Annotated in this window: 10 protein-coding genes; 9 read left to right on the top strand and 1 reads right to left on the bottom strand. The window is 51.5% G+C overall.

Features of this window, described 5'->3' with window-relative positions:
* Window positions 1–347: 347 nt before the first annotated feature.
* Window positions 348–1,154: an IclR family transcriptional regulator gene (locus KXJ70_RS18055; RefSeq protein ID WP_219044955.1), complete on the bottom strand. Its 807-nt coding sequence runs from the start codon at window positions 1,152–1,154 to the stop codon at window positions 348–350.
* Window positions 1,155–1,407: 253 nt separating this feature from the next.
* On the opposite strand from KXJ70_RS18055, the gene KXJ70_RS18050 reads away from it, so the two are divergent.
* The 9 genes from KXJ70_RS18050 to KXJ70_RS18010 all read left to right on the top strand — a co-directional run bounded on the left by KXJ70_RS18050 (window position 1,408) and on the right by KXJ70_RS18010 (window position 11,839).
* Window positions 1,408–2,973: an acetate--CoA ligase gene (locus KXJ70_RS18050; protein WP_219044954.1), complete on the top strand. Its 1,566-nt coding sequence runs from the start codon at window positions 1,408–1,410 to the stop codon at window positions 2,971–2,973.
* Between the two features lie 16 nt (window positions 2,974–2,989).
* Window positions 2,990–4,117 carry an FAS1-like dehydratase domain-containing protein gene (locus KXJ70_RS18045; RefSeq protein WP_219044953.1) on the top strand — a complete coding sequence of 376 codons (1,128 nt, stop codon included), beginning with the start codon at window positions 2,990–2,992 and terminating at the stop codon, window positions 4,115–4,117.
* Between the two features lie 125 nt (window positions 4,118–4,242).
* A complete protein-coding gene (locus tag KXJ70_RS18040) occupies window positions 4,243–5,454 on the top strand; it encodes a CaiB/BaiF CoA transferase family protein (protein WP_219044952.1) in 1,212 nt (403 codons plus the stop codon).
* A gap of 30 nt (window positions 5,455–5,484) precedes the next feature.
* The gene (locus tag KXJ70_RS18035) at window positions 5,485–6,402 is read left to right on the top strand and encodes an SDR family NAD(P)-dependent oxidoreductase (RefSeq protein ID WP_219044951.1); all 918 of its coding nucleotides are present in this window, start codon (window positions 5,485–5,487) and stop codon (window positions 6,400–6,402) included.
* 76 nt (window positions 6,403–6,478) lie between these two features.
* The gene (locus tag KXJ70_RS18030) at window positions 6,479–8,077 is read left to right on the top strand and encodes an SMP-30/gluconolactonase/LRE family protein (RefSeq protein WP_219044950.1); all 1,599 of its coding nucleotides are present in this window, start codon (window positions 6,479–6,481) and stop codon (window positions 8,075–8,077) included.
* The gene (locus KXJ70_RS18025; RefSeq protein ID WP_219044949.1) at window positions 8,074–8,511 is read left to right on the top strand and encodes a PaaI family thioesterase; all 438 of its coding nucleotides are present in this window, start codon (window positions 8,074–8,076) and stop codon (window positions 8,509–8,511) included. Before KXJ70_RS18030 ends, KXJ70_RS18025 begins: the two co-directional genes overlap by 4 nt.
* A gap of 35 nt (window positions 8,512–8,546) precedes the next feature.
* Window positions 8,547–8,888, top strand: coding sequence for a hypothetical protein (locus tag KXJ70_RS18020; RefSeq protein ID WP_219044948.1), 342 nt, complete (start codon window positions 8,547–8,549; stop codon window positions 8,886–8,888).
* Between the two features lie 35 nt (window positions 8,889–8,923).
* On the top strand, window positions 8,924–9,418 hold the full coding sequence (locus KXJ70_RS18015) for a nuclear transport factor 2 family protein (protein ID WP_219044947.1): 495 nt from the start codon (window positions 8,924–8,926) through the stop codon (window positions 9,416–9,418).
* Window positions 9,419–9,973: 555 nt separating this feature from the next.
* Window positions 9,974–11,839: a flavin-containing monooxygenase gene (locus tag KXJ70_RS18010; protein ID WP_219044946.1), complete on the top strand. Its 1,866-nt coding sequence runs from the start codon at window positions 9,974–9,976 to the stop codon at window positions 11,837–11,839.
* The last annotated feature ends 20 nt before the right edge of the window (window positions 11,840–11,859 follow it).

Below are 11,859 nucleotides of genomic sequence, written 5' to 3'. Positions count from 1 at the left end.
GTATATGGATCCTCAATCAAGTTGAGGATGACGACGGTAGTTGAGGATGACGACGGTAGTTGAGGATGACGGCGTTAGTTGAGGATGAAAGCAGCGGTGCGTTGAGGATGACATCATCACACTTCGTCTTCCTCGACTTTTATAACCACGTCATCCCCGACCCCGATCGGGGATCCAAGTGAGCGAAGCGAATGCTTTTAGCGTCGGTCTTCCGACGCCAGACGTCAGACGCAACTGAGAGTGCTACAAAGTCCGAGGTATATGGATCCTCAATCAAGTTGAAGATGACGGCGGGGGTACGTTGAGGATGACGGCGCCGTGGCAATAAGCTTAGTGTCCGGCAAGGCTTATCTCGTATCGCTCCCACCTAACTGCGCAGATAGCAGCTTGGCGGCATTAATCAGATCATTCTCCAGTTCAGTAATACCCTTGCGCTGCAGTGCGCTGCCAATACTGAGGGCAACCAATGCGTGGCTGAGTTTACCGCGCCCATTCCACACCGGTGCCGCCAGTACGGTGACCCCAGCGATATAGTTGCCGGCGTCGATGGCGATACCCCGTTTGCGGGTGTCGTCTACCTGCGATTTCCACTTGGTCCAGCTTGGCGGTACGTCCCAGCGCAGGCTGTTAAAGCGCGATTTAATTTCTTCTTCGTCGATGTCGCCAAAGGCGGCAATACAGCGACCGGTTGCACTGATTAGAGCGGGAAAGCGACTGCCAATTTGGGCGCTTATTTGAAAATTATTCCCAGCCTGCGAGGTGGCGACAACCACAATATGATCGAGGCTGACAATGTGAACCCCCAGCATCGTGACCTCGCGGCTGCGGCTAATGTGATCCAGGTGGGCTTGACAAAGATCGGTAAATTGATTTCGGCGCAGCCAGTGGCGGGCGAGACTGAGTACGCCGGCCTCTAGCGAGTAGCGCTTGGTATCGGGGTCAACCGCGACTAACTCCTCTTCAACCAGGGCGCGAAGAATGTATAGGCAGGTGCTGGGAACCAGCTCAAGTCGGCTGGAAATATGCTGCAGGCTCAGCGATGTATCGCTTTTGCCTAGCAGTCTTAATATGGCCGCAGCGCGTGAAATGGCGGGTGCTTTGCTGTCTTTAACGGCTTTGCTGGTCTTGCCGCTGGACTCGGGCTTGTCGCTCATAAAATTCTCGTTGTGAGGCACGGTGTTCGGACTTTGGTAATGAAGTACGTCTTGTCACTCGTCCACATCATAACAAAAAGTTATTCAACATATAAAATTAAATTCTGTATTTACAATTATATTGTCTTGTGGCATTGTTCGTTCTCATTAATCAACAATGCTGTCTATAATGGCTGGGATGAAAAATCCATTGAGTATAAATGCTCTGGTCATATAGCGAAGATGATCTAATTTTGGTACTGCGATAGCAATAATGAAAAAACTGACAGATTACACATCCTTCGCCGATGCTCAGGCCCACGCTAATAGCGCAGCGCTGTGGGAATTGTTCGATGGCGATCGCGAATTTCTGAATATTGCTCATGAGTGCATGACCCGTCATGCCGATGGCAGTGGTCGCACGGCGGTGAGAATTGCCCACGGCGACGGCACCGACGAAATTCTGAGCTTTGACCAGGTAGCGGCGGGTTCAGCCCAGTTTGCCCATTGGTTAGTTGAAAACGGTATCAAACCCGGTGATCGCATCGCGTTTATGCTTGAGCCCTCGCTACCTTTTTATATCAGCTTGTTTGGCGCCATGATGGCAGGGGCTATCAGCGTGCCCTTGTTCACCCTGTTTGGCTTAGACGGCCTGCGTTTGCGGGTTGATGACTGCAAGCCAAGTTTGCTGGTAACCAACGATGAAAAACTAGACACCGCCAAGCAAGTTGAAGGCTTGAATGTGGTTGTCGCCAACGATGCCTTACTGGCGGACATCGCGCGTTTTCCCAGTCACTTTGAGACTAAATCCAAAGCCACTGATTTAGCCGTTTTTCAATATACCTCGGGTACTACCCGCGAATTACCGGCTGCGGTTAAACACACCCACCGCAGTTTGGTGACCCTGATGTTTGCCGCTTTATACGGCACGGGTATTCGTCCAGGGGATGAATACTTTTGCCCTTCGTCGCCAGCGTGGGGGCATGGTTTATGGCACGGTACGTTGGCACCGTTAGGTCTGGGTGTTACCACCGGCACATTTGCCGGTAAGTTTGACGCCGTGCGTTTAATGAAAGCGCTGCAAGACTACAAAATTACCAATATGTCTGCCGCCGCGACCCACTACCGGATGATGAAAAACTCTGGCAAAGGCGGCGACTTTACTTTTGCCATGAAGAAATTGTCCTTTACTGGCGAGCCCTGCGATCCAGCGACGCTGGATTTTATTCAAGACACTTTTCACACCGCGCCATGCAGCATGTACGGCACCACTGAAATTGGGGTGGTGCTGGTTAACTTCCCCGGTGCGGAAGATTATGTGGTGAAACCTGGTTCGCTGGGTAAGCCAATTCCCGGTCTTAAGCTGGAGGTGCAACGCGCCGACGGCAGCACAACCTCTGCCAACGAGGTTGGCGAGTTAATGTTGTGGAAAAAAGATCGCTGGGAAACCACCAAAGATTTGGCGCGGGTCGATGAAGACGGCTACCTGTACCACTGCGGCCGTGCAGATGATGTGATCATTTCTGCGGGTTGGACTATGAGTGCTGTCGAGATCGAAAACACCCTCCTTAAACACGATGCTGTCGATGAAGTGGCGGTGATCGGTGTGCCGGATGAAACCCGTGGGCAGGTGGTAAAAGCCTTTGTTGTTAGTCCTCGACCAAGCAGTGACGCGTTGATTGAGGAGCTGCAGAAATTCACAAGGGAGCGTTTGGCCCAGCATGAGTTTCCGCGAATAGTTGAATTTGTTAGTGAACTTCCCAAAACGCCTGCAGGCAAGGTTCATCGCAAAATCTTGCGTGACCGCGAAGCGGCAAAAGCGGTTGCAGCCGCAGAATAACCCTAGGAGATAAGTGATGTCAGAAAATCGTTTTCCAAAAATCACCGAAGAAGGTCTCGCCGATCTTCGCAAACGTATCGGTGTAAAAATTGAAAATACCGTAGAGCCTTGGAACTACGAAGCGACTCGCGACGCGATTCGTCATTACGCCCACGGTATTGGTGACGACAACCCACTCTGGTGTGATCCTGAGTACGCCAAAAATACCAAGTTTGGTGATGTGGTTGCACTGCCTAGCTTCCTGTTCACTACCAGCCGTTTGATTTCTGGTTACTGTGGTGGTTTGTCTGGTGTTCACGCCATGTGGGCCGGTGCAGACTGGACGTGGCACAAGCCGGTAATGCGTAACGACACCATTACGACTGAAGCCTACCTCAAAGATTTAGTAGAGCATCAGACTCGCTTTGCGGGTCGTTCTATCCAGCAAATTTACCACGTTGATTTCTTCAATCAGCACGGCGATAAAGTTGCCGAAGGCGATAGCTGGGTATTCCGTACCGACCGCGACGAAGCGCGTGAGCGCGGCACCAAGTACACAGAAGTTAAAGGTTTGGTTGAGCCGTTCACCGATGAGCAATTGGCTGAGTGGGGCAAGCTTTACGGTGAAGAAGAAGTGCGCGGCGCGACGCCACGTTACTGGGAAGACGTTAACGAAGGCGATGCACTGCCGCGTATGATGAAAGGCCCAATGACCGTAACAGGCTTTATTTGTTACGCGCAGGGCTGGGGTGGTTTGTATATTCGCGCTAATAAACTTGCGTGGAAAATGCAGCAAGCGCATCCAGGCCTGGGTATTAAAAACCGCTTCAATGTGCCAGATTGCCCAGAGCGTGTGCATTGGGATGAAGCTTTCGCCCATGAAGTTGGTGCACCAGGTGCATACGACTACGGCCCAGAGCGCACGTCCTGGTTGACGCATCACGCAACTAACTGGATGGGTGATGATGGCTTCCTGCACAAGAGCAAAAGTCAAATTCGTCGCCATAACCCAGACGGCGATGTGATCTTCATCGACGGATCGGTAACGCGCAAATACGTTGAAAATGGCAAGCACTATGTTGAAATCAGCCAGCGCGCTGAAACTCACCGTGGTGAACTGTCGGCAACGGGTGCCGTTGTTGTTGAGCTACCTAGCCGCGGCTAATACGGTCGACATTGGGTATAGAAACCGCCGGAGGTGAGTGAAAACTTGCTTCTGGCGATTTCGTTTCTGCTCGATGGTAATAGAAAGAATAATAGCTCTGATTTAGGCGATCGCAGGACTGTGCTATGAGCAATAGTGAAACAAATTGGCTAGGCCCACTGCAGGATATTCGGGTGTTGGATTTGACCCGCGTATTGGCTGGCCCATCTGCTGCCTTGGCGCTGGCGGATTTGGGTGCAGAAGTTATTAAAGTTGAACCGCCAGGAAGTGGCGATGAAACGCGCACATTCCCGCCATTTCGAGACGGCGAAAGTCATTATTATCTCGCGATAAATCGCGGTAAAAAAAGTATTGTTGTCGATTTAAAATCCGCAGACGGTGTGAATTTGATCAAGGATTTAGCACGTAAATGCGATGTGCTAATTGAAAATTATCGACCGGGGGTAATGCAGCGTTTAGGTCTCGGTTACGATGTCATGGCTGAGGTCAATCCGCGTTTAATTTACTGCTCTATTTCCGGCTTTGGTGCGGACAGTCCGCTCAAGGATTTACCGTCTTTTGATATCGTTTTACAGGCCTTGTCTGGCGCCATGAGTGTGAATGGCGAGGCGGGCGGTCTGCCAACTAAACTCGGGATTCCACTCGGCGATTTAGTGGGCGGTATCAACGGCCCTATGGGCATTATGGCGGCTCTACACGAACGCCATCGCACTGGGCGAGGTCGCTTGATCGACGTGAGTTTGCTAGATGGCATGATTGGCATGTTGGGTTATCTGGCACAGCTCCCGTTTTTTACCGGCGAAGACCCTAAACCGCAGGGTTCGCAGCATCACAACCTTGTACCCTATGGCGCGTTTCCCGCCGCCGATGGCGCGATTATTATTGCCTGTTTAACAAATTCGTTCTGGAAGCGAATCTGCGATGCTTTAGGCATGCCGCAATACGCGGATGATCCGCAGTTTAATTCATTGGAAAAGCGCCGCGACTGTCGCGAGCAAGTTAATCAACTGGTGGCAGACTTCACTAGCCAGCGGACCATTCAAGATATGGTGACCTTGTTTACAGCCCATCAAGTTCCCCATGCGCCTATCTTGGGAATTCAAGACGCCCTCAGCCAGCCCCACGCTGTCGCCCGTGAAATGGTGGTTGAAGTGGAGCACAAAACTTTGGGGAAAATTCCTATTGTTAACCGCGCCATCAAATTTCCTGGCGATAAGCAGCCGATTCCGACGGCGCCACCGATTTTGGGGCAGCACACCGACCAGGTACTCGCTGATATTCTCGACATGAACGACGAGCAGATAGCGGCACTGCGAACGGCAAATGTAGTTAGCTAAAAAATTAAATATATAAAGAGGATTTACACCATGGCAGAACTTAGATTTGACGGTCGAGTCGCTGTTATCACTGGAGCTGGTCGCGGCCTGGGTCGTTCATACGCGGAGTTGCTGGCATCGCGCGGCGCTAAGGTGGTGGTGAATGACCCCGGTCTTAGCATGGTTGGTAATGGAACCGATGAGCATCCCGCCGAAGAAGTGGTTGCCGCTATCAAAGCCGCCGGCGGTGAGGCGATTGCCAATATGGATTCGGTGGCAAGTCCCGCCGGTGGTAAAGCGATTATCGACACCGCCATAAATACCTATGGGCGGGTGGATATTTTAATTCACAACGCCGGCAATGTGCGCCGCGGCTCTTTGTGCGATTTGTCATATGAAGATTTTGAAGCCGTGCTAGATGTGCATTTGCGCGGTGGATTCCACGTTGTTCGCGAAGCTTTCCCGCATATGGTCAAGGCGGGCTACGGCCGTATTGTGTTAACCGGTTCAATTGGCGGTTTATACGGTAACGCTGGTGTGGTGAATTACTGTATGTCTAAGGCTGGCTTGGCTGGTCTGTCCAATGTCGCTGCGATTGAAGGCGCGGCACATAATATTAAAAGCAATTTGATTTTACCCGCGGCGGTAACGCGTATGTCCGAAGGTATCGATACCAGTGCATTTCCGCCGATGGATCCCGAACTGGTCGCACCCTGTGTAGCCTGGATGGCGCATGAGAGCTGCTCGATCACCGGTGAGGCATTGGCATCGGCGGCGGGGCGTGTTGCCAGAATTTTTCCAGCGGAAACGGTGGGGGTGTATCAACCGAGCTGGAGTATTGAAGATGTGGCAAAAAATATTGACGCCATCAGAGTCACCGAGGATCCACTGCTCTTAAATCCGGTTCCTGCGGGACACATGGAGCATCTGAAATATAGCTTTGCTATGGCGAGTAAAAGCAATTCCTAAGTAGGTCGTAGGACGGCGGCGCGTCGTTTTTTTATAAAAATAGTTTTTTAAATCGTATTAAAAGTGGAGTTTTTCCATGTCTGAGCAATTTGAACGCTACGTTGCGGCTGTGCCGGCTATTACTGCGGAAGGCTGGTCACTGACAAGGCTGATGCCAGCGAGTCGTCTCCAAGGTGCGAACGGTATTCGCGCGGGGGGCGATGGTCGTATATATGTAGCGCAGGTTGCAGGCAGTCAGATAAGTGCGGTCAATATTAATACCGGTGCGGTTGAAAGTATCAGTCCAATTGATGGCGGCATCATCTCGCCGGACGATTTGGTCTTCGATGCCGACGGCAATCTCTACGCCACTGAGATAACCGAAGGCCGAGTCAGTGTTCGTCGCCCCAATGGTGAAACGCGGGTGTTAAATGGCGAAATGCCATGCGCTAACCCAATTACGATGTTTCAAGGCAGGTTGTTCGCGGGGGAGTGTCGCCCCGATGGCCGTTTAATGGAGCTGGATTTAAACAGCGGTCAGTCCCGTGTAATTCTAGACAAGGTTCCGATGCCCAATGCCATGGAAGTGGGCCCCGACGGCATGCTGTATTTTCCTGTGATGGGCGCCAATGAAATTTGGCGTATCAATCCCGCAGGTGGTCAGCCAGAAGTCGTCGCCACCGATTTAGGTGTGCCCGACGCGGTTAAATTTGATGCACAGGGATTTATTGTGTCTACCCAGGTAGCCAGTGGTCAGGTGCTGAGAATAAATCCGCAGACCGGTGAGAAAACCGTATTGGCGACGATTGCACCGGGCTTGGATAACCTGGCCTTTGTTGGTGATCGCCTATTTGTGTCGAGTATCTCTGGGCAGATCAATGAAATTGCCGCTGATGGAACAGTTAAGTCTTTAATACCCGATGGCCTGCAGTGGCCAATGGGGCTTGCGATTGCCGACGGTGAACTGTTTATTGCCGATGGCGGCTATACCTACACAATGCGTCAGGGTGAAAACAAACAGGTCGCCGGTATGTTGTTCTCGCCAGGCTTTCCTGGCTTTACTCGCGGTGTGTGCGCGGCGGGTTCTGGCCAGTGGATTGTCAGTACCGCCAATGGTGATGTTGCGCGCTTTTGGCCGGCAAAAATGGAAAGTGAGGTCTTGGTCAGTGGCTACGATCGTTTGATGGATGTGGTCTTAACTGCGGATGGCGCTGTCATCGTCGCTGAATTAGGCACTGGGCGTTTGCTACTGATAGACGGCACTAATGTGTCAGTATTTGCCAAGGATCTCGCCGAACCCGTTGGCGTTGCCATCGCGGGAGATGGTAGTTGCTTGGTGTCTGAATCGGCGGCGGGGCGAATCTCTCGCGTCGTTGGCGGTCGGGTAGATACCTTGGTTGATGGGCTCGTGCAGCCAGAAGGTATTTATATTTTGGGTGACGCGCTGTACATCATCGATGTAGGCAGTAAAGAATTAATTGAGTTCAATTTACAAAGTGGCAAGCGCATGACGCTGGTGAGCAACCTTCCTGTTGGTGCGCCGCCGGGCGTAGTAGCAAAACCGCTGGGTGGCGTCGGTGTTCTGTCTGGGCCGATGAGAGAGTTTGCCGGCATTAGCGGTGACGTGGATGGCACCTTGTATATTGCTGCCAGTACCGAGGGGAGCGTACTGGTGCTGAGCAGGTGCAAAGAATGAGTCAAGATGTCGAACTGCCTATTCAAGCTATTCCCGACGGTTGGACTCGGCGAGAGTTTAAGGGTATTCCGGCCTCGGTAGAAGCGCTTTGGACTCGACGTGACGGTGACGCATGGCGTTACGCCGTCGCTCTAGATGAGCGGCATGAGAATGCGCAGGGCTATATCCACGGCGGGGTATTGAGCACCTTTGCCGATCACGCCATGTCACTAATGGTGTGGGAGGCGTCAGGGCGCGCAAACTGCACCACCGTGCAAATGAATAGCCATTTTTTAAGCGCCATCAAGGCGCCTTCGTTTGTTGAGATTGATACCACTATTACCAAGCGCGGGCGGCAGATGATATTTGTGCGCGCCATGCTGCATGTCAGTGGCGAAGCAGTTATGGAAGTCACCGGCGTTTGGCGGGTGTTTGCAAAGGACGCAAAGATTTAGTTTTTTAATAATAAAAATAGAGTGGGGTGTGTGGCATGACATTATTTAGATTGGTGTTAGCCGTGGTGTGGCTGGCAGTGGTGATCATTACCGTTCAAGCAGCACTTGCACACGGCGTTGGCAGCGCGGCAGAGGTATTTAGCTCAGACTTACAAGCCGGCGATTGGCGCAGTCAATTTACTGCAGATTTACTCGCGCAGCTGTTGCTCATCGGCATATGGGTAGCGTGGCGACACAAGTTTTCTCCACTGGGAATTTTTTTGGGTTTGAGCTGCGTTATGGGTGGCTTGTTTACCGTGATCTATGTGCTGGTGCTGAGTGTTTATCACCGCGGCAATGTGCAGGCGGTATTGCTTGGTAAACAAGCAAAGTTGTAAGTGTTTTGAACGGCGATATAGGAGACAGGCCTGTGATGGAATTTGTTATTGGCGAATGTGGCATACGACAACTGCACGCCCGTTTTACCGATGCGGTGTGGCGTAAAGATCAAGCTGCGTTTGCCGCCTGTTTTAGCAGCGATGCAGCGTGGAAAATTGCCGGAATGCGGTTTGAAGGCCGTGATCAAATTGCGACGGCGTTTGGCAATTTACTTGGCCGCTGCGAACGGGTTCGACTGATCTCGGAAACGCCGCTACTTGAAATTGAGGGCGCGAGTGCAAAAGGTCGTTTGCCGGTCACCGAAATGGCCAAGATGCCCGATGGTAGCGCTGCTTTAACATTGGGCGTCTATCACGATCACTATGTAAACGAAGGCGACTGTTGGCGTTTTAGCTGGAGGCATTTTGCTTTGCATTATCGAGGGCCTTTTGAGATGCCTGCGGATATGGTGGCTAGCCCGGATTATGGGCTGTTTCCGGCGATGCCGGAGGACGAAGAGGTGACGTTGACTACGCTTAAGAAAACGTAGGGTTGATTGCTTAATAGGCTTCGGTTTCGCCCAGCTGGGCGAGTGTCTTTTCTTTGCACGGCCAAAGAAAAGGCACCAAAAGAAAGGCCGTCCCAGTTCCGCTGCCGATGGCAAAAAAACGCCATCGCGGATAACCTGGGCCATCCTTGGCCCTCGGCCTAAAGGCCGTCTTTCAGACGTTCAAATCGACGTTCCTGTCGTTTTGTCGCAGCTTACGGTGCGGCCAGCGTGTCCCGGAAATAACTCGCTACGCTCAAACAGCTTTCCGCTTAATCCGTAAGCTGCTGTTGACGTGCAGGGAACCCTCAGGGCGAGTGATTGGGGTGTGCTTTTCTTGCCCACTTCTTTTTCACACAAAAAGAAGTGGGTCGCCCAAGAAGGCGAAAAACCAAGCGCTCAGCATAGAAAGTCCCCGAAAGAACACTATTAACCCAATCAGGCTATCCGCGGTTTAGCCACAAAATCGCCCATACTAGTAGACAACATTGTTGACTTATAATAAGCTCTTTAGGTTTCTAATAATCATTAAAGCGCTGCGCGATTAAGAGGTTGTACATGACTGCTAAGCCCACCAAGCTTCCAGAGGCTTCAGAGCTAGATATCCCCGCACTTCGGGACAAGTATCGTCAGGAGCGTGACAAGCGTATTCGTCCCGAGGGGCAGAAGCAGTATGGCAAGATCAAAGAAGAGTTTGCGGAGGAGTTCCTTCATGACCCGCATGCGGTGGTAGAGCCCCGTGAGGCAATTTCAGAAGATTTAGATGTAGCGGTGCTGGGTGCCGGTTGGACTGGCATTTTGGCGTCCTACCACCTCAAGAACGCTGGCATTAGCAATTTCCGCAATATCGATCACGCTGGTGATTGGGGCGGCGTGTGGTATTGGAACCGCTATCCAGGAATTCAATGCGATAACGACGCCTACTGTTACCTGCCCTTGTTAGAAGAAACGGGTTATATGCCACCCCGTAAATACGCGAATGGCTATGAGATTTACGATTACTTTAAGGTGATCGCCAATAAGTATGAGCTGGGCAAAGATGCGCTGTTTCATACCTTGGTCACGTCCTTGCGTTGGGATAGTGAGATTAAGCGCTGGCAAATTGAGACTAATCGCGGTGACACCATTCGTGCGCGCTTTGTCATTATGGCGAACGGTTTATTGAATATTCCTAAATTGCCTAAAATTCCTGGTATCCACGATTTCAAAGGCAAGATGTTTCACACCTCGCGCTGGGAATATGACTACACGGGTGGTGAGTACCGAAATCCGGTTCTCGATAAATTAGCCGATAAAAAAGTGGCGATCATGGGCACCGGCGCCACCGCGATTCAAGCTATTCCCTACCTCGGTAAATACGCAAAGCAGGTCTATGTTTTGCAGCGCACACCGTCGCCGGTGGATCAGCGCAATAACCTTCCGACTGACCCCGAGTGGGAGAAAAGCCTCAAGCCGGGTTGGCAGAAAGCGCGTATTGATAATTTTCATCGCGGTGCGATGGAGGGGCGCTTCAAGTCAAGTGAAGAAGATGAGATTCGGGATTTCTGGACCGAAATTAGCCGTCATATGAAGACCGAGCTGCGTGCAGAAGGCCGCGAAGATGAGGTGCCGCTAGAAGAGTACTACGGCCGTCGCGATGTGATGGACTATCGGGTGATGGAGCGTATGCGCCGTCGCGTTGATGAATTGGTTGAGGATAAAGAAACCGCTGAAGCGCTAAAGGTATGGTATCGATTCCCCTGCAAGCGTCCACTGTCTAATGACGACTATTACGACACCTTTAATCGCCCGAACGTGAAGCTGGTTGATGTGTCTGAAACGCAGGGTTTGGAGGCCATGACAGAGAAGGGATTTATTGCCGACGGCGTGGAATATGAAATTGACTGCATGATTTTTGCCAGTGGTTTTGAGGTAACCAGCGACTTGGATAGGCGCTGGGGAATAGATACCTTTGAAGGTCGCGACGGGGTGTCAATTTACGATCACTGGAAGCATGGCTATAAAACCTTTCACGGTCAGATGACCACCCATTTTCCCAATCAGTTTTTCCTCGGCTATTACCAGGGCGGCTTGAATGCCAGTACGACCTATCAGTACGGTTCGCAGGGCTACCACAGTGCGCAAATTATAAAACAGGCTTTGGCAAAAGGCGCTGTGTCGGTAGAACCCAGCGAAGAAGCGCAGGCGGCGTATGTTAAGCATATTCGCGAAACAGCGGTGGATATGACGGAGCTTATCGATCAGTGCCCGCCAAGTTACTACAACAATGAAGGTCAAAAAGTGACCGACGAGAGTGGTAATAAGGTGTATCGAAGCTTTCTTGGTGAAGCCTATGGTTTGGGTTGGGATGCCTTTGAAGCGTGGATGAAAGAGTGGCGAGATAAGGGTGATCTCGACGGTCTTATGCTTGAAAAAGACAAGTAATTTACCGATCCATTTACGTT

Source organism: Zhongshania aquimaris, assembly GCF_019312595.1.
Lineage (GTDB): Bacteria > Pseudomonadota > Gammaproteobacteria > Pseudomonadales > Spongiibacteraceae > Spongiibacter > Spongiibacter aquimaris.
The sequence above is the reverse complement of the archived record's forward strand: the minus strand, read 5'-3'. Positions and strand labels throughout refer to the sequence as shown.